Here is a 22,328-nt window from a genome sequence, read left to right as displayed (position 1 = left end):
CTCCTGCGGCCCTGTGAGGTTAGACTGTGCTGGATGATGTTGCCTTTATTGCCAGTGTGTCAGAAGACTTGGCCCGGGAGTACCGGACTGCCAAGCGTTATGTGCAGGATGTGCCAACCCAGGCGTTGCTGCATGTTCGCAGTTTTGCTCACAAATTGACTGGGCTGTTGGCCGAGTCCGCCGAGCTCACTTTTGATAGCCCTAACCTTTATGATCGTATCGAACAGCTCAATCGCCTGCGGCTGATAGATGTGCGTATCACCCGGGCGCTGCATAGGCTGCGAGCCGATGGCAACCGCGGTGCCCATCCGGAAAAGTTTCACCTTACCGAAACTCAGTTGCTGGCGCTGGCCAAAAAAGCCATCGGCGATCTGCTGAAACTGATGGAACTGGCCTATCCCAGGCTAAAGGGCCGGGAAGCTCCTGAATACCGTTTCGATGACTTTGATTTACAGGCCGGACGTGAGCTCTGCTATCGGGCCGTAATGAAAGATGATGCCGAGGCGCAATATCTGTTGGGGATGGCGCTCAAGAATCGTGCTCTGATTGCTCGGGGCCAGGAGCAGGCCCTGCAAGATAAGGCTGACGAGCCGCTTGCCGGCGATTCGGCGCGCATGTTGGCCAAGGCAGCACACTGGTTTGCCGAGGCGGCAGCAAACGAACCCAAGGCACTGTTTGAGCACGGAGTCGCCCTAATTCATGGCTATCGCGGCGACGTTGATATCGCCGCCGGGCAGCAGGCGATTAGCCAAGCCGCCGAGGCCGGCGTGACCGATGCCATGGCACTCCTGGGTTACTTTTATCTGGTAGGTAGCGGTGAGCTGGCTAAAGATGAAACCGAGGCAGAGCGTTTCCTCAGTGCTGCTGCCGCCAACGAACAATCTGAGGCTATGGCCAATCTCGGGGTGCTCTGCTATCAACGCGGCGAGCTGCAACAAGCTTTTGAACACATCACCCGGGCGGCCAGAGCCGGAGATCCCCACGCTCAATACCACCTAGCCCTGATGTTGGCCCGTGGCGAAGGCTGTGAAGCCGACCCTGGGGCCAGTGAACAATGGTTGGCTGAAGCGGCAGAGCAGGGGCAACTGGATGCTATGTTGGCGCGGGCGCAGCATATGCTTAACGATGATGCTGCATTTGGTTCGGATCTGTCTCAGGCGGAGAGTTACTTAAGGCAGGTTATTCGCTATGGTCACAGTGTGACCGCCATGATTGAATTGGCGATAGCCCTGACCGATGGTTGCCTTGGACGCATAGATGTAGTGGAGGCTGTTGCCTGGTTGCGACTGGCGCGAGAGCGTGCCGATGAGCGTGAACTGGAGGTGATAGGCCCCTTGTGGCAGTCACTGCAACAACAGGTGGAGAGCGTATTGCAACTGAGCCAGTCTGCGGATGAGCGGCGTGCCCTGAAACGGGCGCAGGAACTACTCGCCGATTAGTCCGGTTCGTGTTCTAGGATTCGACCTCTTGAACCCAATCCAGAATCCCGGCACAGGTTGGGATCCAAGTCATAGAGATCTCTTTGTCTGCCTTTGTGGCGGCACTGCTGGATACTAGCCAATTGACGCTTTAAGTAGTTGCGGCCAAACAGGCTCAGACACAGGAGTGTGGTTGCTGCCAATATCAATACCAGGGGCATAAGCAAGAGGGCCAGGCTAAAAGCGCAGAGACTCAGCAATGCTCCCGTCAAGGTTCTGGGGTTGAGTGGCAGATTCTGCACAAACTGTCGATACATGTTTCTTCCTCCGGACTTGCTTGGGTCCAAGTATGACCCCGTGCTTGGCTCAGGTCAGGTCTAAATCTACTTCATTATTTATCATGTTTAATACCGCTTTATTAAGAAAGCGTTAAGAGGTAGGAGTTCCCCGAATAAATATTTATTCATCAACTGTGATTTAATACTTGAAAAGTGTTTTTTGTTGCAGCTTAGGCTGGTTTTTCAAATGATTGTGAACTAACTCTCAACTGCAGCGACAGAATATGTAATCATTTCGACCAAATCGTACCGCGCCTATGGCTGTTGCCTTTTCTCAAATATCGGACCCCGCTGAAGATGAAACTCCGCTCATTGAAACACAAGTTGCTGGTGTGTGTGGCACTGGCATTGACTCTGATCGTGGTGCTGCTTTCCTGGCAAAGCTACAGCACTCAGAAAACACAATTGCTGCAAGCCAGTCAGCAAGAGTTAATGCGTATTGGTGAGATGCAGGCTCAGCGGGTCACCGAGTGGTTGGCGATTCGCACCAACGTGGTTTCATCCTTGCAGGAATACATAAGTGATGACTTTGTACCTGCACTGCAGCAGGCCCGTGCAGCCGGCAAGTTGGAGTCTGTCTACTTCGGTGGCAATGATGGCAAAATGCAGGATGCCGACCCCAATGTGGACAACAGTCATTACGATCCCCGCAGTCGTCCCTGGTATCAGGACGCCATGGCTAAAGGCCGGGCCATTATCACCAAACCCTATATCGACAGCGGCTATGGTATTCAGGTGATCTCTTTGGCGCAGCCAACCGCCAAAGGGGTGATAGGTGGCGACTTGGCAATTGATACTCTGGTGGCTGAGGTTAACAGCATGGCGATCCCGGCTGCTGGTTTTGCCATCATGATGCATAACGACGGTACCGTAATCGCTTATAAGGATGGCAGCAAGGCGATGCGTCCGGTTGCCGAAATTGATGATGATCTCGGTGCGGGCATTTTGGCCAATATTCAAAAAACGGCGCAGTTGCAATCCCTGTATTTTGATGCCGATGGTCGGAACAAACTTGTTTGGGCAACGGCTATTCCGGATACCGACTGGCAGCTCTTGCTGCTGCTGGACAAGGCGACACTTGAAGCACCGCTCGGCAAATTGCTTTGGACCCAGGTTGGTTTGGCGGCGCTTGTGCTGCTGGTGAGTACGGCGGCTATCTCTTGGTTTCTCGGACTCTTGTTGGCTCCCCTTGGGCGGGTATCCCAGGCGCTGGCACGGATTGCCGACGGCAATGGCGATCTGACCCAAAGGATCACGGTCGACAGCAATGATGAAGTGGCCGAGCTGGCCGACAACTTCAACCGCTTTGTCTCGGCCCAGCATCAGCTGATAAGCCATATACGTCAGTTGGCGGCCGAACTGGATCTGGATGCTGAGCGGGGGTTGAACACCACCCAGAGCTCGGTTGCTGAGCTGCAAAGGCAGCAGCAGGAAGTGACCATGGTGGCGACCGCAGTTACTGAAATGGCCAGTGCCACCCAGGAGATTGCTGCCAACGCCGAGTTGACCGCTACTGCAGCGCAGCAATCTTCCTGCAGCTCGCAGCAGGGTAAGAGTTTGGTACTGCAGACCCGAAACTCGATACATTCATTGGCCGAGGAAGTCGGCCAAACCACCGAAGTGATCAATGAGCTCAATCGTCATGCCCAGGCTATCAGCGGTATTCTCACCGCAATTCAAGGGGTGGCCGAACAGACCAATCTGTTGGCGTTGAACGCCGCCATCGAGGCTGCCCGTGCCGGTGAACAAGGGCGCGGTTTTGCCGTGGTGGCCGATGAAGTGAGGGTTCTGTCTCAGCGTACTCAGGAATCGGCCTCCGAAATCCACGACACCATAGAGGCTTTGCAGCATACCACTGCCAGGGCGGTTGCCTCCATGGAAAACAGTCGCCAGATGGCAGGTCGCAGTGTCGGCGATGCCGAAGAGGCCAGCAAGGCGCTGGAAGAGATAGCTATTGCTGTGGCGCAGATATCCGATATGGCGGGGCAGATAGCCACGGCGGCGGAAGAGCAGACTCAGGTAACGGGAGAGATTACCCAAAACACCACGGCCATCAAGGACGTTACCGATGAGATCACCGCCACCGCCATGGACGACCTAGAGCACGCCAAGGCGCTCAAGGTGCGTGCGACCGACCTCAATGCCAAGGTTGCGACCTTCGTGCTCTAATCACATTTAACCCAAGACCGCTGCTCAGGCGGTTTTTTTACTGCTCATGCTGTCACCTATCAGCTGCCGCATCCAGCGGTGGCCGGGGTCGTCGTTATTGCGCTCATGCCAGAGCAACACATAAGCCATGGGCATAAAGTCTATCGGCAGCGGCAATTGCTGCAGCGAGTAAAGCTTGCAGGCGTGCAGTGCAAAACTGGAGGGCAGGGTAAATACCAAGTCACTGTGAGCGCAAATACTGGCAGCACCGTAGAAGTCGGGCACTGTAGCACTGAGGCGGCGATGATGACCGAGATCCGCCAGAAAGTAGTCCAGCGCCCACCAATCATTACCCTCACAACGCACCTGTACATGGGGTAGCGCCAGGTAGGCCGCCAGATCCCAGACTTTGTTCTTTTGAGCTTGCAGCGCCGGGTGTCCTTCGCGTACCAGACACACTTGATGATCCTGAAATAGAGTTTGATACAGGATCCCTTCCGGCAACTGGCTGAAGTGAAAGCTGGAGCTGGGCTGCAGATCCCTTCCCGAAATACCCAAATCTATCTGCCCTTGCTGCAGTGCCTGCATGGATTTTTCGGTCCAGACGTAGGAGTCGAGCCTGACATTGGGGGCGTTGCTGAGCAAGCGACCGATAAAACTGGGCAGCAGAGTTTCATAGGCGCTTTCTACCATGGTGAGCGAAAACTGCCGGTTGCTGCTGGCCGGGGTAAACACGGGAGGTTGGGTCAGTTGATGCAAACTTTGTAAGGCGATAGGTAGATGTTGTGCTAACTGTTCGGCGTGCGCTGTCGGTTTGAGACCGTGAGCGGTGCGCTGAAACAGAGGATCGCCCAACATGTCGCGCAGACGGTTGAGACTCTTGCTCAATGCAGATTGACTCAGGTGCAGCCGATTGGCGGCGCGGGTCACGCTGCGCTCTTCCAGCAGCACCTGCAACATGACCAACAGGTTGAGGTCGATACGGGCCAGGTTATCCAGATTCACCCTGATATTCCTCAGAGGAAATTATGTTGTGAGATTATATCATTTCTTTTCATACCACCAGTTCATTAGAATGTGCCCCATCTCAGTTTTCACTCAGGATTGAACGACAACCTATGGCAAAAAGACTCCTGCCTATGCTGATGGCCATGGTGCTGCTAAGCCCGCTGGCCATCGATATTTATCTGCCTTCTCTGCCAACCATGGCCAGTGAATATGGCGTCAGTGCCGGCGAAGTCCAGTCGACTCTGGTGCTTTTCCTGTTCGCCATGGGGGTGGGACAGATCCTCATAGGCCCCTTGGCAGACAGATTTGGCCGCAGGCCTGTGGCATTGGGAGGAATTGCTCTCTATGTGCTCAGTGCGCTGTTGGCTGTGGTTGCCATGGAGTTCGAATGGTTACAGATTGCCAGGGTATTGCAGGGGTTGGCAGCTTGCTCCACTTCTATTGTGGTGTTTAGCGCGGTGCGTGACTGTTACACACCGGCTGAAAGTACCCGCATCTACAGCTATCTCAACGGTGCGATTTGCGTCATCCCCGCACTGGCACCAACGATTGGCGGCGTGATGGCGATGCACTTCGGTTGGCGCTCTACCTTTGGGCTGATGGCTGTTTACGGCTTGGTGATCCTGCTGCTGGTGAGCCTGCGTTTTCCAGAAACCCGGCCGCAGAATACCGTCAGCAGTGGGCCGCTGTACCGTTGGGGCCGTTATCAGCCTGTATTGGCCGAACGCCACTTCCTGTTTTATGCCTTCTGCTGCATGGCGGGTATGGCCTCAATATTGAGTTATGTGTCCTACGCTCCTGTGTGGCTGATTGATCATCTGGGTATGTCAGAACTGGCATTCAGTGGCCTGTTTGGCCTTAACGCCTTGGTGAATATTATTGCCTGTTTTGCTGCGCCAGTGGTCACCAAACGCCTTGGAAATCGCACGACTGTTGTGTTTTCGCTCTGGTTGTTGCTGGCTTCTGCCGCCATACAACCTGTACTGCAGATCTATGGTCCTCAGCAAGGTATGGCTGCCGCCATGAGCTTTATGTTGCCCATGATGTTGCTGTGTGTCGGCTTTGCCTTCCTGCTGGGTCCGGCAACCAGTATGGCGTTGGCGGCCTTCGGTGAGCGCGCCGGTACTGCGGCGGCCTTGCTTGGTTTCATTCAGATGAGCGGCGCTTCTTTGCTGGCCGGTCTGGTGCAGCAAACCGACCTCGGTGCGCCATTTGCCGTGACTTTGGTGATGGGCAGCCTGTCTATGGTGCTGCTGCTGGTCATGGCCCAGAGCCGTTTTAATGCTTGGCATCAGGAGCAACAGTGTGCGCATCACTGAGCTTTAGTTTCAACAGATTAAGGTTTCACCCTTGGCCCGTTGCAGTTGACCGCTGCAGCGGGCATTTTTTATTTTCATACCAATGTCTTATTAGAGTAACAAGCTTGTCATGTGATGGGCTTAATCTCGATTGCGAGTCTTCTTTATGGCGCGGTGATTCACTCGCTGATTCCCCACTGATTTGCTGGTGCCCCGTTTTTTAACGGGGCTTTTTTTATCTGTTTTGGCAGCTTGTTGTCGGTTTAGGTAACCAGATATCGAAACTTGGGCCGCCGTTTGCGGTGTCGCTAATGGTGATGTCTCCGCCATGTTGGCGAATGATCTGGGCGCTGATGGCCAGTCCCAGGCCGTGACCGCCGCTGTCGCGATCCCGTGACTTGTCGATGCGAACAAAGGGATCAAAAATGCGCTGTTTGTCTTCATCCCGGATCCCCGGGCCATCGTTGGCAATATGCAGCCTGATTCTGTCAGTGTCGCCGCTCAGCTTTATGCTGACGCTTTGGCTGGCATAACGGTAGCCGTTGCGGATGATATTACTGATTGCTCTGTGCCAGAGGCGCAGGTCTACCAGGGCCTCCAGTGGTTCTGTGGTGGTGAGTTCAAGGGCGATATCGGTTTCAAACTGCAGGTGGGCAATCAGCTCTTGTAGCGAGGTATTCAATGATTGGCAGCTCAATTGCAATGGCGCCTGACGCCGTTCCATCTTGGCGTAATGCAACAATTCGTCCACCATGGTGCCAAGTTCATCCAGATCCTGATGTATGCCTTCCAGATAGGGCATTTGCTCCGGGCGAACGCCTGAATCGTCCAGCATGTCCAGATTGCAACGGATCCTGAATATAGGTGTACGCACTTCATGGGCTACGGCATTGGTGAGTTGTTTGTTGCTGTCGATGAGTTTGGCTATCTTGTCAGCCATCTGGTTGAAGGATTGGTTCAGGTGCCCCACTTTGTGCCAAACACCTGTTTTGGCTCTAACTTTGAAATTACCATTGGCAAAGGCGTTGTGAACCCGCTCCAAGCGGCGCAGACGCCGGGCCAATAGGTAGAGCAGCACAAAGTTGATAAAAGCCAGTACCGGAAACAGCACCCAGAAAGCAATGGATTCTTTGAAGTAGTATTCCTGCCAGAAGGGTGCGGACTCATCGCGGCTGATGGCATACACCTTGTCTGAGCCTTGGAACATGATGTAGGAGATATCCTCTTCCACATCTTTGATATAACGCTGGTTTTCTCTCAGGCGCTGTTTTTCGTCAGCCGACAGCTCATCCGAGTCCAGCGAGATGACCCTCAGCTGTTTGTGCAGGTTGCCTAGTACTTGTTGAAGTGATGACTCGGCACTGGCAACGCCCTCGGCCGCCGAAATATCCGATAACAACTGGCTCAGTGATATATAGGAGCGATCCTGATAGTCGGCTTCCCACTCATCGGAGGAAAAGAAGTCCAGTTGAAAGACAAAAATGAAGCAGGTGAAAAACAGAAACACCAGCACCAGGTAGGAGAAGATAAACAGCCGTTTCATTACCACCTATCCGGTACAAATAGATAACCCTTGCCTCTTACCGTGATTATCTTGCGCGGCAAGCTGGGGTTGTCACCTAATTTCTTTCTTAAAATCACTACTTTGTTATCTATACTGCGGTCTATTCCGTCGTACTCTATGCCGCGGGTTTCTTTGACCAGATACTCTCGTGACAGTATTTCATCCGGATGTGAGCTCAGCAGCCATAGCAGGTCAAATTCGGCAGTGGTGAGGTTGACTTCTGTTTGACTGATGGTGCAAAGCTTGCGGGCATTATCCAGGTAGAGTTCTCCGAACTGGCGTTCGCGATTGCTTTCCGTTGGCACATTTTCCTGACGTCTCAGCAACATGCGGATCCTGGCCAGCAGTACTCTGGGTTGGATTGGTTTATTGACAAAATCATCGGCGCCCATCTCCAGCGCGGCCACCTGATCCATGTCGTCCTCACTGGCGGTCAGGATCAGTATCTTGCCTTGGTATTGGGCGCGGATTTCACGGCAAATACTCAAGCCATCGCTTCCCGGCAACATAAGATCCAGGATCACCAGTTCAGGCTGACGCTCGAGGATAAGTTGTCCTGCGCAACTACCATCGTTTATTCGCTCTACATCAAAATGTTGGTTTCTGAGATAATTTGTCAGAAGGTCACTGATCTTATTATCGTCTTCTACGAGTGTTATGCGAGTGTTTGCCATTTCCTGCCGATAAGCATGCGGGTTTAGATAAAGCAAAATTATCACTCCGGTTACATAAGTGACAGCTCAATTGACATAAAAGGGGGACTTGGTCACCCCTTTACCCACGAACATCCAGTAATGCAGCTGACAGTATTGAAAATATAGCCAGCCGAAAATCCAAGTTATAGATCGCTATAAATTAACTTTTGCAGTACTGGGAGTAGCGGTGTTTCTGACAGAGTGCCGCCATTATGTATTTGTCGTTATGGTTGTTAACGTAGTTATTCCACCAAGTATTTGAGTCCACCTGAGTTCTCGTTAAGTCTTTGTCGAGATCCCAGGAAAATTTCTGGGTGTCATAATGGGTCGCACAGCCACTGACTACTATGGCTAAACCTATGGTAAGAAAGAGGTTTTTAAGCGATTTCATCCAATGACCTCAGATTCAGAAGTAATAAGTCAGTGCCAGGTTGGCGTTCCACTGTTGTTTGCCATCGACAATCGGCGAGTCGGCAATGGCGGAATCCAGGTAGTTGAAGTTGCTGCTTTGGCTGAGTTCGAGATGTTCACTCAGAGGCACAATCAGCTTATAACCTGCGTTGTAGGTGAAGGCTTTGCCCGGTTGGTAGTCCTTATGCTGCTTATTGGCTTCAGCCTTGCTGACTCCGAAGTAGTATTGGGTAAAGTCACGGCTTAAGTAGCTGACGCCGGCGTAGGGAACGACAGTGCCCCAGCCCAGGTTTAGTGGTACGGCGTAACGGACCTGGCCGATAAAGCCGTTGTATCTGTTGGTTACGTCATGTTGTACCGAGGTGGACAGAGTACCGAATCCCAGTTGGGTATCCAGATTGATACCCAGATCGCCACTCAGCTTACGTTCATGGATGCCTCCAAGCGCTGCAGCGTCTGAGCCTTTCAAGGCAATACCAGGACTACCCAGATACAGACTCAGGTTGAACAGATCTTTATCATTACCGAAGAAGCGGTAGTTGATATTGGCCAGTGAGGCGTTGAAGTCCTTGCCGTTATAACCCAGGTTGCCAAAGGGACGCAGCTTGGAATCGACGCCTTGATAGAGTTCGCTGCCCTGATAGGCACCGGCAGAGACAAAGAAACTGTTTTCATGGCTGTAAATCTGGCCATTACGGATATAAACGTCAGTGTTGTCCGCCAAGGCGGCATTGCTTACTGCAGCGCCAATGAGGGCCAGGGCGCTGAATCTGAATGCTTTCATATTACTTCTCCTGAATACATAAGAAATCCAGGGCATTGTCCTCGGCGCTGCGGCCATACAATAGTGCCGCTTTGTATGGAAATGTCCGTGATCTGTCCCGTAAGCTTGGAGTATGATCGGGCTTTGGCACCCGAAGGGAGACGTAACGTGACCAAGTGTTTGATTGACAAGATTTCTGGGCTGTATGCCGGTGATAAACTGACATTCAGGGACAAGCTGGCAAGCGGGATAGATAACAAGTCTCGGATGGAGACACTGGAGGTTTTCGGCGACAGGGTTGCGGGTGATGCCCAGGCGGATCCCAAACATCATGGTGGCCCGGATAGGGTACTGCATCATTTCCCTCGCGAGCACTATGGCCACTACCGGCGCATGGGGCTGATAACCGCGGGGCAGGATGCTCCGGCCATGGGAGAAAACATCAGCAGTGTTGGCCTGACCGAGGCAGATATTCATATCGGCGATATCCTCAGCTTTGGCGAAGTCGAGCTGCAGGTCACCCAACCACGTTCACCCTGTTTTAAGCTCAATCACCAATATGGTCAGAGGGACTTTGCCCTTGCCATGCAGCAAACAGGTATGTCAGGTTGGTTCTATCGGGTGCTTAAGCCTGGCATCATAAGCTGTCAGGATGCCCTGATACTGAAACAAAGGCGTACCGATATCAGTGTCGCCGAGGCGATGAAGCTGTATTTTCGCCCCGAATTTGATGCGGCCGCCTATGACAGGCTGCTCAGCTGTGAAGGTTTGGCGGCCAGTTGGGTTGGCAGCTTGCAGCGCCGACTGGAGCGGGGCAGCATAGAAGACTGGCAGATGCGCCTCTATGGCCCGGATAGTTTGGCTTTGAACTGAAAAAGTTAGGAAACAGCATGGAAAAGCAGGAAAGAGACATGGGAATGTTGGTGCACCTGGCGAGTTTTGCCGGTTACCTGATCCCTTTCGGCACTATCTTGGGGCCGTTGATCGTTTGGTTGATGAAACGGGAAGAGTTTGAATTTGTCGATGTTTGCGGCCGTAATTGCCTGAACTTCAAAATCAGTATGATCATTTACACCATCATCAGCCTGATCCTGATCTTTGTTGGCATAGGTTTGGTGCTGGTGGCTGTACTGGCGATTTTCGATGTGGTGGTGACCATAGTCGCAGCGGTCAAGGCCAGTGAGGGGGTGGAATACAAGTACCCCTTGGCAATCAAATTCCTATGATCCCGGGCCATCCATTGGATGGCCTTGTTGCAGACAGCGGAGGAGCAATGCGAGCCTTTTTATCCGGTATCAATAACTTTTGGGTCGGTCTGGTGTTCGGGTTGTCACTGCCGCTGTTGTTAATCGTGCTGACGCTGAGCGTGACCCTCTATCAACTCACTGGCTTTGCCAATGATGTTGCCATAACCCCTCTGTATCAGCGCGGAGAGCAGACGTTGGCGCGGGTCGACCAACTGCTGATGACTCTGGATCAACGACTCAGTGATGACGACCCAGGTTTATTGGCACCATTGAAGCAAATAGAGTTGTTGCCTGAGCTTAAGTTGTTGGCTCTCAGCATTGCCAAGTTACAGGTTGAAGAGAACCAACCAGCTCTCTCTGCTGTGAAGGCTGAGCTGGCGACTCAACTCGATGCATCCCTTAAGCAAAGGTTTGCGGCAGCTGAGGCTGATGCTTTGAGCCAGCATTTGCAGCAAATTCTGGAAATATTGGCCAAGGGTAAAGAGGCGCCTTTGCCGCCTCAATCCTGAGTGTTTGCCGAGGTTTCTGCAGCCAGTTGACTCAGCGCTCGTTGGCGGTAATCCAGCAAGGCAAACACCCCGAATAGAAAGGCGTTGAGATAGTCTTTTGCCTTGAGCGGCAACAACTGACAAAATATCGTGTGAAATATCAGCACCTGCAGCCCATGCATCATGGCGGTTACCCCGAGAAGTATGGTGAGTATCACGCCGATATTACCTTCAAACGGGCTGAACAGGTTGAAAAACATCAACACCCAGGCCAATAGGGTCGCCAGTTTTCCCAACACTAATACGGCTTTCATGACTCTACTCCTCCCGGGAAGCGATACAGGCGGTAGCTGACCTGGCCGGCCTGCTTCTCTTTCAATGCTTCCCAGTCAGCCGGTATCGGCAACTGCTGCAATTCTGATTCCACTTCGAGATAGATAAGGGCGCCTGGGTTGAGCCATTGATGCCGGGCCAGCAGGGTTAGGGTTTGCTCGGCCAGCCCCTTGCGAAAAGGGGGATCGATAAACACGATATCGAAACGGCGATCGGCAGGGCGCGCCAAACCGGCCAATACATCGCCGTTAATGACCTCGGCACTATCGCATTTTAGGGTTTGCAGATTCTGCTGCAGTTGCTGAGCGGCAGTTTTTTGCAGCTCATAGACTCTGGCAAAAGCGGCATAGCGAGACAGGGCTTCCAATGCCAGAGCACCACTGCCACCGAAACAGTCCAATACCGAGCTGCCGCTGAGTTCTCCTGCCAGCCAGTTAAATAGGGTTTCCCGCACTCTGTCTGTGGTTGGCCTCAGCCCTTCCAGATCTTGGATGGGTAATTTTCTCGAGCGCCATTGGCCTGCGATAATACGAACCTGACCGCTGCCCGGTCTATTTTTGGCCATCTTGCCCCCGTGATTTTGCCTGAAGAAAGAAAGTGGTAGACTATGCCACCTTAAAAGCGTCGCTATTTTATAACAAACTCAGCCGAAAAGGTGAGATGAAGCTAAAGCCCTTTATCGCTCGGGAATGCCAGTAACAGGCCCCGTTGCTCCAGGGAAATAGTTGCGACCTCAAGCGGGAGCCCGGCTCCTGAAGATCCCCCACGATGTTGAGCACTGGTAGCACTGATGGCAAAGAAAGGTTTTTTTTCCTGGTTTCGTAAAGACAAACGCAACGACGAAGCCGAGCAGGCGGCCAAACTCGCCGAACAACAAGCCGCAGAAGCCGCGGCAGAGGCCGAACGTTTAGCTGCTGAAAAAGCGCAGGCCGAACAAGCCGAAGCTGATCGTCTGGCGGCTGAAAAGGCACAAGCCGAGCAGGTAGAAGCAGCACGTCTGGCAGCTGAAAAGGCACAAGCCGAGCAGGCAGAAGCCGAGCGTATTGCTGCCGAAAAGGCACAAGCTGAACAAGCAGAAGCCGAACGTATTGCTGCCGAAAAGGCACAGGCAGAACAGGCAGAAGCCGAGCGTATTGCTGCCGAAAAGGCACAAGCTGAAGCCGAGCGTATTGCTGCCGAAAAGGCACAGGCAGAACAAGCTGAAGCCGAGCGTATTGCTGCCGAAAAGGCGCAGGCCGAGCAAGCTGAAGCCGAGCGTATTGCGGCCGAAAAGGCACAGGCAGAGCAAGCCGAAGCTGAACGTTTGGCGGCTGAAAAGGCACAGGCAGAACAGGCAGAAGCCGAGCGTCTGGCAGCTGAAAAGGCACAGGCTGAACAGGCAGAAGCCGAGCGTATTGCTGCTGAAAAGGCGCAGGCTGAACAGGCAGAAGCCGAGCGTCTGGCAGCTGAAAAGGCGCAGGCAGAACAGGCAGAAGCCGAGCGTATTGCTGCTGAAAAGGCGCAGGCAGAGCAAGCCGAAGCTGAACGTTTGGCCGCTGAAAAAGCCCAGGCTGAACAGGTTGCCGAGGAAGAAGCTCAACCTGAGCCACAGGCAAAACCTGTTAAAGAGGGCTTCTTTGCCCGCCTCAAGCGGGGGCTGATGCGCACCAGCGAAAATATCGGTAGCGGTTTTATCGGGCTGTTTCGTGGTAAAAAGATTGATGATGACCTGTTTGAAGAGCTGGAAGAGCAACTGCTTATTGCCGACGTTGGGGTGGAAACCACCAGTCGGTTGATCTCCAGCCTGACAGATCATGCTTCACGCAAGCAGCTCAAGGATGCCGAAGCCTTATATGAATTGCTGCAGCAGGAGATGCTGGCGACGCTGGAGCCTGTGAGTGCGCCTCTGGTGCCGGACAATGCCGCCGGGCCTTTCGTTATTTTAATGGTGGGTGTCAACGGCGTTGGCAAGACCACCACCATAGGCAAGCTGGCCAAACAGTATCAGCGCGAAGGCAAGTCTGTCATGCTGGCAGCCGGTGATACCTTCCGCGCGGCTGCGGTTGAGCAGCTGCAGGTTTGGGGCCAGCGCAACGATATTCCTGTGATTGCCCAGCATACAGGTGCCGATAGCGCCTCTGTGCTGTTTGATGCCTTGCAGGCTGCCAAGGCCAGAAATATCGATGTGTTGATTGCCGATACCGCAGGTCGATTGCAGAACAAGAGCCATCTGATGGAAGAGCTGAAGAAAGTGGTTCGGGTGATGAAGAAACTGGATCCGGACGCTCCCCATGAAGTGATGCTGACCCTGGATGCCTGTACGGGTCAGAATGCCATCAGTCAGGCGCAACTGTTCCAGGAAGCAGTCGGGGTTACCGGTATCAGTATCAGCAAGCTGGATGGCACAGCCAAAGGCGGAGTTATCTTTGCCATTGCCGATAAATTTGGTATTCCTATTCGTTACATAGGCGTGGGAGAGCAGATAGACGATCTGCGTACCTTCAATGCCAAAGACTTTATCGAAGCCCTGTTCAGTCAGGAGAAGACGGATAATTGATATATGATTCGATTTGAGCAGGTCAGCAAAATTTACGCCGGGGGCCAAAAGGCACTGTCTGATGTGAGTTTTCATCTTCAGCGGGGCGAAATGGCCTTTCTTACCGGACATTCCGGAGCCGGTAAGAGTACCTTGCTCAAATTGATCACTGTTATCGAGCGCGCCAGTGCCGGCCGGGTATGGATCAACGGTCATGATATCGCCGGTATCAAGCGCGGCCATGTGCCTTATCTGCGCCGCGATATCGGGATGATCTTCCAAAGCCACCATCTATTGATGGACCGCAGCGTGTTTGACAATGTGGCGCTGCCCTTGGTTATCGAAGGTTTTACCCTGGGGGAGATCCGCAAGCGGGTAGCCGGTGCTCTGGATATGGTGGGGCTCTATGGTAAAGAGCGCCATAATCCCATCATGCTTTCGGGCGGTGAGCAGCAGCGGGTAGGCATTGCCAGGGCGATAGTCAACAAACCCCCTCTATTGCTGGCCGATGAACCGACCGGTAACCTGGACCCCAAGCTATCCATGGATATTCTCAGGCTGTTTGAAACCTTCAATGATGCGGGCACCAGCGTGTTGATTGCCACCCATGATCTCGGTCTTATCGCCAGAATGAAATACCGCACCCTAACCCTGAAGCAGGGACGGATGATAGGTGGTGAAGAACTGGGGACCAGCCCCATGAGCGCTAAGGAATAAGCTATGTCTGCCCAGCCTTCATTGACCCGCAGTAAACTCCCGCTTTCCGGCCGGATAGTGATGTTCTTTATCCGCCATATACAGCATGCCATGGCCAGCATGGGTGAGTTGTGGCGCAACCCTATCTCATCGCTGATGACTATGGCAGTGCTGGGGGTCAGCCTGAGTTTGCCGGCCGCCTTGCAGGTGCTGGTAAAAAATGCCGAGACCATTACCCAATCCTGGAACAGCGCGGCACAGATCTCCTTGTTTATCGAGGGGAACCGCTCAGAGCAGAGTATTCAGAGCCTGCTGGCGCGGATTAAGGTCTACCCGGAAATCGATGAGGTCGACTATATCAATCGTGACGAGGCACTGGCGGAGTTCCAACAGCTGTCTGGTTTCGGCGAGGCGCTCTCCTATCTGGAAAGCAACCCTTTGCCGGCGGTGATCAGCGTGATCCCCACCGAAAAGTATTCCAGCCCAACAGGCGCCAGAGAGCTTTTGACCAAGCTGGAGCGTGAGCCAGAGGTGAGCTTTGGCCGTCTGGATATCGAGTGGCTGGAGCGCTTACAGGCGCTGGTGCGCTTGTTGGAACGTACTGTGCTGGCGTTGGCGGCGCTGCTGATCCTGGCAGTGGTGCTGGTCATAGGCAACACGATTCGCCTGGCTATCATGAATCGGCGCAGTGAAATTGAGGTCATGAAGCTGGTCGGGGCCACAGAAGCCTTTATTCAACGGCCTTTTCTCTATACCGGCATCTGGTATGGTGTTATCGGCGGTATGCTCGCCTGGGTGATAATCAACCTCTTGGTCTGGTATCTGGATGGAGCGCTGGCCTCGCTTTTGGGCCTATATGGCAGCCAACTTGAGATGCAGTCCCTGAGTTTTGTCGAGCTGCTGCAGATGATGGCACTGGCGTCATTTTTGGGCTGGCTGGGGTCTTTCCTGTCGGTGCGCCAACACCTGCGAGCCATAGAGCCTCACTGATGTAAAAATGAACTTATCTTCACTTGCATTGTCCTATTTTCGGGGTAAAAATAACCCCGGGTGTTGGATACGGCGTTGACAATATATGTCAATTGACCGATAGTGCATCGGCTCATCAGCATTTTTTTCGACCCGAAATGAGCATCAAAGCAGTAAGAAACAGGAGCGTGAATGACTGATCAAACGCAATCAATGGCACTGATGGTTCCCCAAGGGAGCAGCAGTCTCGAGGCCTATATCCATTCGGTAAACAGCATGACCATGCTGGACGCCGAGCAGGAGTATGAGCTGGCGAAGCGTTTGCAGGAAACCGGTGATCTGCAGGCGGCTAAGCAACTGATTATGTCGCACTTACGTTTTGTGGTGCATATTGCCCGCGGCTATGCGGGTTATGGTCTGCCTCAGGCAGATCTGATCCAGGAAGGCAACATAGGCCTGATGAAGGCGGTCAAGCGCTTCGACCCTGATGTGGGTGTGCGTTTGGTGTCTTTCGCCGTGCACTGGATCAAGGCAGAAATTCATGAATATGTGCTGAAGAACTGGCGCATAGTTAAAGTTGCCACCACCAAGGCACAGCGTAAATTGTTCTTCAACCTGCGTAAGGCCAAGAAACGTCTGGGTTGGTTCAGCGATGAAGAAGTCACCATGGTGGCCGAAAATCTTGGCGTATCCAAACAGGATGTGACCGAGATGGAGTCGCGGATGGCGGCGCAGGATCCGGCCTTCGACCTGACCAATGATCACGATGATGATCATGACTTTGCCCCGGCGCTTTATCTGGAAGACCACTCTTCCGACTTGGCGGCTCAGGTAGAAAATGACAACTGGGAATCCAATGCCCAGAACAAGCTGTTGTCTGCCATCAAGACCTTGGATGAGCGCAGCCAGCATATTCTGCGGGCCCGTTGGTTGGACGATGAAAAGACCACACTGCAGGAATTGGCCGATACCTATCAGGTGTCTGCCGAGCGGATCCGCCAGTTGGAGAAAAACGCCATGAACAAGCTCAAGGCTTGTATGGACGTATAACCTAACTTATTTAGTGTGTTGTTTTGATTGCTAATGAATGCCGTTCACCTCAAGTGAACGGCATTATGCTTTCTTGACGGGCGTTTAAAGTATTATCCAGACGTTTTGTACCTGGATAATCTCGGTATTTCTCGCACCTTTTGCTGATTTTTGATTTAGCTGAGTGGGTTAATTCACTGACTCAAAGTTCAGTCTTATCGGTCGGTCACCAGGCAAGCTCAAGGATTTCACGGCTGCTGTCCAGACCAAGATCGCCGGTTTCAGACAAGGCCGTCATGCCGTGAGCTTCCAGTGCGGCAACAACGTCGGCGATACGCTCTTGCGGCACATCATAGTCGCGCAGGCGAGTCTTGAGGCCGACCTGTTCAAAGAAGGCCTGAGTGGCTGCAATGGCTTGCTCGATACGGCTGTCTTCATCACCCGAAGTGATATCCCAAACCCGCTCGGCATATTGCAGCAGCTTGGCGCGTTTCCGTTCCTTGCGCACCCGCCATACAGAGGGCAGGACTACGGCCAGCGTTTGCGCATGATCTATGCCGAACATGGCGGTCAGTTCGTGGCCTATCATATGAGTGGTCCAGTCTGCCGGTACGCCGCAGCCTATCATACCGTTGAGCGCCGAGGTGGCACTCCACACCAGGTTGGCGCGGGCATTATAGTTCTCCGGCTCGGCCACGGTGACAGGGCCCACTTCAATCAGGGTCTTCAGTATGCCTTCGGCCATTCTGTCCTGAACTCTGGCATCCACGGGGAAGGTGACGTATTGCTCGACCACGTGCACGAAAGAGTCGACTACGCCGTTGGCGACCTGGATCTTCGGCAAACTGAAGGTCAGGCTGGGATCCAGCACGGAGAATACCGGGAAACTCTGTGGATGAGTTACAGGGAACTTGCCACCCTGATGACTGACCACGGCAAAAGCATTCATTTCTGAGCCTGTAGCCGGCAGTGTCGCCACTGTACCGACAGGCAGTACCTCTGTCACAGGAACCGGGTTGAAACCGTGATGCAGCAAGCTGCTGCTGTCGCCATCGAATTTTGCCGCCAGGGCAATAAACTTGGTGCCGTCCATCACTGAACCGCCACCGACGGCCAACAGAAAGTCGATGGATTCGCGCCGCGCCAGCTCGGCAGCCCTGGCCAGGGTGTCGTATTTGGGGTTGGCTTCAATGCCGCCGAATTCAAATACAACACGGTCGCCCAGCGCGGTTATGACCTTGTCCAGGGTGCCGAAGCGTTTGACACTGCCACCGCCGTAAGTCACCAGCACTCTGGCATTGGCCGGTACCAGTTGGTCCAGTTCTGCCAGTCTGTCTTTACCAAATACTATGTGGGTAGGGTTGCGATAGTCGAAATTGAGCATGATATATCTCTCTTCTACAGCCGAAAAACTATGGTTGCCATCTTAGTCCTCTCAGCTTGGATTGAAATACACATTGCTGGAGCGTTTATGCCTATTCCTGCCTGGTTTGGTTAATAGGGGCTTAAATTTGGCTATTTTGATGCTTTTTTCTGTGATGGTGCTAGTATCAAAACCCTGATGATTGGAGAGTGTTATGAGTGATATTGCAGCTTTAATGGCGGCCCTGGCGGTGCATGAAGGGGTCAACAGCACCAGCCTGCCAGGGGTGCATCTGTTTCGCAGTTCGGCCTATGGCAGCCGTGGCCCCATGTGTTATTCCCAAGGGATCATGATAGTCGGCCAGGGGCGTAAACGTGTCTATCTCGAAGATAAGATCTACGACTATGATCCGCAGAACACCTTGGTGATGACAGTGCCTATGCCGGTGGAGTGTGAAACCTTTGCTTCCGAGGAAGAACCGGTATTGGTACTCATGGTGGATATAGATCTGCAGCAACTGAACCAGTTGATCCGCATGATGGATCAACACCACAAGATGCCCAAGGATCTCGATGATGCCCGTCAGAGCGGCTTCTTTGTTGCCGCCAACAGCGAAGATATGCTTTGCTGTGTCGAGCGTTTGCTGCTGGCTCTGCAGTCGCCGTTGGAAGCCGAGATCTTGGGTAAGGCCATGGTGCAGGAGTTGCTGTTTCGGGTGTTGGCTTCCGACAATGCGGCGCCTTTATATGCGCTGGCGCTCAGTCATACCCGTTTATCCCGGGTAGAGAAGGCGCTCAAATATCTGCACCAGAACTATCGTGAAAGTGTGGAGGTAGAGCAGCTGGCCGAGTTGGTCAACATGAGTCCCTCGGCATTTCATCGCTGTTTCAAGGAGGTAACCGCCTCATCGCCCATTCAGTACTTGAAGAAGATCCGCCTCAATAAGGCCAAAGAGCTACTGCAAAGACAGCGCCTCAAGGTGAAGGAAGCGGCACTGGAAGTGGGCTATGAGAGCCCGGCCCAATTCAGTCGGGAGTTCAAGCGTTACTTTGACCAGAGTCCGGGGGAAACAGCCAGGCTTTAAGGCTGACTCCAGAAGGTTTTGCTAACCGAGACCTCACCCGTATCCGGCAGATATTCCATGATCAGTGTCTCTTCATTTTGCTGGATAAAATACACTGAGCGGTAGATACAGGTATTGGGCGTTTGCTTATAGGTATAGGCCACGTCGACAGTGGTTGTAGGCAGATTGGCATCTTCCACATAGGCGATGCTGAGGTCGGTATCTGTGAGGCCATGCCACAACTGTTCGCAGGCGTCGAAAATATGGGTGTCTTTGCCTGCTGTGGCATAGGGCCAGCCGTTGGCACTGGAATCAACACTGCCATCACCAAAGCTGGCGAGGTTGTCGATGGCGCCCTGATATCCTTTGGCCAGATAGCCACTGTGATAGAGTTTCACCGCAGATTCAAAGGCGGCATACTGGCCTTTAAGTACCTGCTCTGTGGCGTCGTCGCGCAGATTGAGGAACTTGGGTGCGGCCACCACTGCCAGGATCCCGAGGATAATAATCACCACTACAAGTTCAATTAGGGTAAAGCCCTGATACTGCTTTGCTTTCATTACATCGCCCGGTTTATAGAATAGAGATATTGCCAACTGAATCGTCGCCGATGCGGCAGTCTAGCCAAGCCTCTGACGTCTGGCAAGCTGAGAGTGGCAGTGGATATAGGGAAGGTCGCTGCCATGGATTCCTTAATGGTATTTTGCCTCGGTGCATAAATCCAAAGACATTAAAGCTTAAGATATTGTTTTACATGAAACTACAGCTTTGTTCACACTCCGGCGACCTAAAGCAGACCCATCTTCTACTAGGCTGGTTGAGCCTGTGGCGGGATGACGGGCTAATATTGATACTGAAACTATCAGGGAGGAAAGCAGATGAAATGGATTGGGATCTTGTGTGGCTTGCTGGTGTCACTGCCGGTAGCCGCGGCCGAAGGGGAATACTTCTCTGAGGAGATAGTTCAGCAAGGCACTTTAGCCAATGAAACTCTGCTCAAGGATGCTATGCCGGGCGTGGCCGCCGAAGTGGCTCGCCGCGGCTGCGAGGTGCCGGAGCAGTTTTTTGCCTTTGTGCTGGCGATGCCCAAAGGCGAAGTCGGTGAGCGCTACTGGCATGAACGCTGGATAGTAGAAGGTTGTGAGCGTGAGTACCCGGTGGATATCGAGTTTCGTGAAGATGGTGTCAACGCCGCCTATTGGACCATCAAGAATAAAGGCTGAACTGCTGGGTTAGCGGTTTTGGCAATCATCTCAGAAAAGACAAACCCAGGCCAAGGCCGGGGTCTGTCTTCAAAGGTTTAACACAGCTCAGGCGGCCTCGGGGTTATTTTGCGGCAACTGCGCCCGAACCTCTTCGAGACGCTGCTCATACCAGGCAGTTTCGGCCTCGGTAAAGCTTTGCAGCAGTTCCTGTTGTTTTAGCACTAGATTCCCCTGAAAACCAAACTGGTTATGTTCTGCCAGTTCCAGATACAGCCATACGGCGGCATCTACCCGTTTATCCAGCTTGAGGCAGGTTTCATACAGCTCTTCATAGGCCAGAGTTTCTCCGCCGAAGGCGGCCTTTTCCAGCCAGTGCAGCGCTTGTTGCAGCTCCTGGTATTCTTGCTCATCCGCATACAGTAGAGCTTGGCCCTTGAGCAGGTCCAATCTGGCCTGGGCCAGGTTATCTATGGGGTGCAGGGTCAAATATTCCTGTTTGAGAGCTTGGGCTTGCTGCTTTTCCGATTGGCTCAGACGTGCTGCCAGAGTCTCTTTGGCGGCGAAATATTCGGCTTCTTCGCCCATGGCGGCAAACTCGAAATGCATCAGTGCCAGCGGCAGTTGGCGATTGACACCTAACCCTTGTTCATAGAGCTTACCGAGCTGAAAGTGGGCACCAAGATCCCAGGCTTGCGCCAGGGGCTCCAGTAATGCCTTGGCATGCAGGTGATCCTGGCTATCGCGGGAGTGCTCGAGCAGGAAACCGGCCCAAATAGTCGCCGCCACGCTGTTTTCTTCGTCGGCTGCGGCTTTTTCCAACCATTCTCTGGCCTTGTGCAGATCTTGGGGTAATTGGTCACCGTTCAGGTAGCGCTGCCCTAATGTCAGTTGCGAGTAACTGCTGTCTTTTGCCTGCTCAATCAAGAGTCGTTCGGCCTGGCGTTTATCCACCGGGCCACCTTGGCCTTGCAACATCATTTCCGCCAGATGACCGCCGCTGGCAGTTTCACCGAGCTGGTGCCCCTTGGTGAGCCAGAATCTTGCTTGCTGCAAATCGGCTTCACCTTGTCTGGGTTCCTGCAGTAATTTTCCCAGATGAAAGCAGGCCTCGGGATCATCTTTGGCAGCGGCCAACTCGAGCCATTTTATCGCCTTGCTGCCATCTTTATCGAGTATCGGGTTACGGGCATAGACCCGTCCCAGTTGGCTTTGGCTCTCAATATCACCGGCTTCGGCTCTGGGGAGTAAGTTTTGCTCCAGTAGCTGAATATTGTCACCAAAAGCAGGGTGTTGGTTCAGCTCCAGCATCAGGTCATGGAGCTTGGCAAATTCATTGTCCAATGACGAGGCCTTGGCGGCCCAGTGCATCGCCTTGTCGGCATCATTGGGGACCATCTCCAGTTCGGGACGGGTATAGAACTCATAGAGCATTTGGGCGGCGGCGGGATGATCTTTATTGGCGGCCTGTTCCAGCAGCGCTATGCCTTCATCGACGCTATTTCTGCCAATCAGTCTCAAGCCTTCATTGGCCATGGCATCCGGGTCGCCACTTTTTACCGCTTGGGCTCGTTGCCACTTTTTCAGGGCAATAAAGAAGGCCACAAACGCGATAATAATCAGTATCAGTTTCATTGTTTTCCTTAACCTTGAGAAGTTGGCGCGGACACAGTAAACGCTGTCATGACGTTTTTTGCAACCGTAATAAAAAGACCGCGACGGTGCGCGGTCTTTGGAGTAAGAGAGTTGAACTGCGCCAGTATATCCCAGAATTGTCCTG

Annotated in this window: 22 protein-coding genes; 12 read left to right on the top strand and 10 right to left on the bottom strand. The window is 53.1% G+C overall.

The window, feature by feature from the left end:
* The first annotated feature begins 26 nt into the window (after positions 1-26).
* On the top strand, positions 27-1,439 hold the full coding sequence (locus CX651_RS02275; RefSeq protein WP_101053168.1) for a tetratricopeptide repeat protein: 1,413 nt from the start codon (positions 27-29) through the stop codon (positions 1,437-1,439).
* On the opposite strand, the gene CX651_RS02270 is transcribed toward CX651_RS02275, so the two are convergent.
* Positions 1,436-1,735 carry a hypothetical protein gene (locus tag CX651_RS02270; RefSeq protein WP_101053166.1) on the bottom strand — a complete coding sequence of 100 codons (300 nt, stop codon included), beginning with the start codon at positions 1,733-1,735 and terminating at the stop codon, positions 1,436-1,438. The genes CX651_RS02275 and CX651_RS02270 overlap by 4 nt on opposite strands.
* A gap of 318 nt (positions 1,736-2,053) precedes the next feature.
* Here CX651_RS02270 and CX651_RS02265 point away from each other — a divergent pair, with 318 nt between their 5' ends.
* Complete coding sequence (locus CX651_RS02265) at positions 2,054-3,925, top strand: methyl-accepting chemotaxis protein (RefSeq protein ID WP_101053164.1); 1,872 nt, start codon at positions 2,054-2,056, stop codon at positions 3,923-3,925.
* A gap of 24 nt (positions 3,926-3,949) precedes the next feature.
* On the opposite strand, the gene CX651_RS02260 is transcribed toward CX651_RS02265, so the two are convergent.
* Positions 3,950-4,909 (bottom strand): LysR family transcriptional regulator, encoded by a 960-nt coding sequence (locus CX651_RS02260; RefSeq protein ID WP_025888907.1) that lies wholly within the window; start codon positions 4,907-4,909, stop codon positions 3,950-3,952.
* A gap of 113 nt (positions 4,910-5,022) precedes the next feature.
* Between CX651_RS02260 and CX651_RS02255 the strand changes: the two genes are divergently transcribed.
* A complete protein-coding gene (locus tag CX651_RS02255) occupies positions 5,023-6,231 on the top strand; it encodes a multidrug effflux MFS transporter (protein WP_101053162.1) in 1,209 nt (402 codons plus the stop codon).
* 214 nt (positions 6,232-6,445) lie between these two features.
* Here the strand turns inward: CX651_RS02255 and CX651_RS02250 are convergent, their stop codons facing one another.
* The 3 genes from CX651_RS02250 to CX651_RS02240 form a co-directional block, all read right to left on the bottom strand.
* The gene (locus CX651_RS02250) at positions 6,446-7,753 is read right to left on the bottom strand and encodes an ATP-binding protein (protein ID WP_101053160.1); all 1,308 of its coding nucleotides are present in this window, start codon (positions 7,751-7,753) and stop codon (positions 6,446-6,448) included.
* Positions 7,753-8,448, bottom strand: a complete 696-nt coding sequence (locus CX651_RS02245; protein ID WP_101053158.1) for a response regulator — start codon at positions 8,446-8,448, stop codon at positions 7,753-7,755. Before CX651_RS02245 ends, CX651_RS02250 begins: the two co-directional genes overlap by 1 nt.
* A gap of 427 nt (positions 8,449-8,875) precedes the next feature.
* Complete coding sequence (locus tag CX651_RS02240; protein ID WP_157822657.1) at positions 8,876-9,664, bottom strand: MipA/OmpV family protein; 789 nt, start codon at positions 9,662-9,664, stop codon at positions 8,876-8,878.
* Between the two features lie 147 nt (positions 9,665-9,811).
* Here CX651_RS02240 and CX651_RS02235 point away from each other — a divergent pair, with 147 nt between their 5' ends.
* Genes CX651_RS02235 through CX651_RS02225 form a run of 3 tightly spaced genes read left to right on the top strand, consistent with a single transcriptional unit; the run spans position 9,812 to position 11,399 of the window.
* Positions 9,812-10,516: an MOSC domain-containing protein gene (locus CX651_RS02235; protein ID WP_101053154.1), complete on the top strand. Its 705-nt coding sequence runs from the start codon at positions 9,812-9,814 to the stop codon at positions 10,514-10,516.
* A 17-nt stretch (positions 10,517-10,533) separates the two neighbouring features.
* Positions 10,534-10,869 (top strand): DUF4870 domain-containing protein, encoded by a 336-nt coding sequence (locus tag CX651_RS02230; RefSeq protein ID WP_037436274.1) that lies wholly within the window; start codon positions 10,534-10,536, stop codon positions 10,867-10,869.
* Positions 10,870-10,916: 47 nt separating this feature from the next.
* Positions 10,917-11,399 (top strand): hypothetical protein, encoded by a 483-nt coding sequence (locus CX651_RS02225; RefSeq protein WP_101053152.1) that lies wholly within the window; start codon positions 10,917-10,919, stop codon positions 11,397-11,399.
* Here the strand turns inward: CX651_RS02225 and CX651_RS02220 are convergent.
* A complete protein-coding gene (locus CX651_RS02220) occupies positions 11,390-11,692 on the bottom strand; it encodes a DUF1145 domain-containing protein (protein WP_044735467.1) in 303 nt (100 codons plus the stop codon). The two genes, CX651_RS02225 and CX651_RS02220, sit on opposite strands and share 10 nt — an antisense overlap.
* On the bottom strand, positions 11,689-12,276 hold the full coding sequence (gene rsmD, locus CX651_RS02215; RefSeq protein WP_025888876.1) for a 16S rRNA (guanine(966)-N(2))-methyltransferase RsmD: 588 nt from the start codon (positions 12,274-12,276) through the stop codon (positions 11,689-11,691). Before rsmD ends, CX651_RS02220 begins: the two co-directional genes overlap by 4 nt.
* 225 nt (positions 12,277-12,501) lie before the next feature.
* On the opposite strand from rsmD, the gene ftsY reads away from it, so the two are divergent.
* The 4 genes from ftsY to rpoH all read left to right on the top strand — a co-directional run bounded on the left by ftsY (position 12,502) and on the right by rpoH (position 16,941).
* Entirely contained in the window at positions 12,502-14,247 is a 1,746-nt protein-coding gene (ftsY, locus tag CX651_RS02210; RefSeq protein WP_101053150.1) for a signal recognition particle-docking protein FtsY, read from the top strand.
* Between the two features lie 3 nt (positions 14,248-14,250).
* Positions 14,251-14,943 (top strand): cell division ATP-binding protein FtsE, encoded by a 693-nt coding sequence (gene ftsE / locus CX651_RS02205; protein WP_025012145.1) that lies wholly within the window; start codon positions 14,251-14,253, stop codon positions 14,941-14,943.
* 3 nt (positions 14,944-14,946) lie between these two features.
* The gene (ftsX, locus tag CX651_RS02200; RefSeq protein WP_101053148.1) at positions 14,947-15,912 is read left to right on the top strand and encodes a permease-like cell division protein FtsX; all 966 of its coding nucleotides are present in this window, start codon (positions 14,947-14,949) and stop codon (positions 15,910-15,912) included.
* Between the two features lie 171 nt (positions 15,913-16,083).
* Complete coding sequence (rpoH, locus tag CX651_RS02195) at positions 16,084-16,941, top strand: RNA polymerase sigma factor RpoH (RefSeq protein ID WP_028780766.1); 858 nt, start codon at positions 16,084-16,086, stop codon at positions 16,939-16,941.
* 205 nt (positions 16,942-17,146) lie between these two features.
* Here rpoH and CX651_RS02190 read toward each other — a convergent pair whose 3' ends face one another.
* Positions 17,147-18,304 carry an iron-containing alcohol dehydrogenase gene (locus CX651_RS02190; RefSeq protein ID WP_101053146.1) on the bottom strand — a complete coding sequence of 386 codons (1,158 nt, stop codon included), beginning with the start codon at positions 18,302-18,304 and terminating at the stop codon, positions 17,147-17,149.
* 193 nt (positions 18,305-18,497) lie between these two features.
* On the opposite strand from CX651_RS02190, the gene CX651_RS02185 reads away from it, so the two are divergent.
* Positions 18,498-19,367: an AraC family transcriptional regulator gene (locus CX651_RS02185; protein WP_101053144.1), complete on the top strand. Its 870-nt coding sequence runs from the start codon at positions 18,498-18,500 to the stop codon at positions 19,365-19,367.
* On the opposite strand, the gene CX651_RS20225 is transcribed toward CX651_RS02185, so the two are convergent.
* The gene (locus CX651_RS20225) at positions 19,364-19,906 is read right to left on the bottom strand and encodes a type II secretion system protein (protein WP_101053142.1); all 543 of its coding nucleotides are present in this window, start codon (positions 19,904-19,906) and stop codon (positions 19,364-19,366) included. The two genes, CX651_RS02185 and CX651_RS20225, sit on opposite strands and share 4 nt — an antisense overlap.
* A gap of 318 nt (positions 19,907-20,224) precedes the next feature.
* Here CX651_RS20225 and CX651_RS02175 point away from each other — a divergent pair, with 318 nt between their 5' ends.
* Positions 20,225-20,569: a hypothetical protein gene (locus CX651_RS02175; protein ID WP_198552039.1), complete on the top strand. Its 345-nt coding sequence runs from the start codon at positions 20,225-20,227 to the stop codon at positions 20,567-20,569.
* Positions 20,570-20,656: 87 nt separating this feature from the next.
* Here CX651_RS02175 and CX651_RS02170 read toward each other — a convergent pair whose 3' ends face one another.
* Positions 20,657-22,183, bottom strand: a complete 1,527-nt coding sequence (locus tag CX651_RS02170; RefSeq protein WP_101053140.1) for an SEL1-like repeat protein — start codon at positions 22,181-22,183, stop codon at positions 20,657-20,659.
* Between the last annotated feature and the right edge of the window lie 145 nt (positions 22,184-22,328).

This window comes from Shewanella chilikensis (genome assembly GCF_002836945.1).
GTDB classification, from domain to species: domain Bacteria; phylum Pseudomonadota; class Gammaproteobacteria; order Enterobacterales; family Shewanellaceae; genus Shewanella; species Shewanella chilikensis.
Note: the sequence above shows the minus strand (reverse complement) of the source record. Positions and strands in the feature narration are given on the sequence as shown.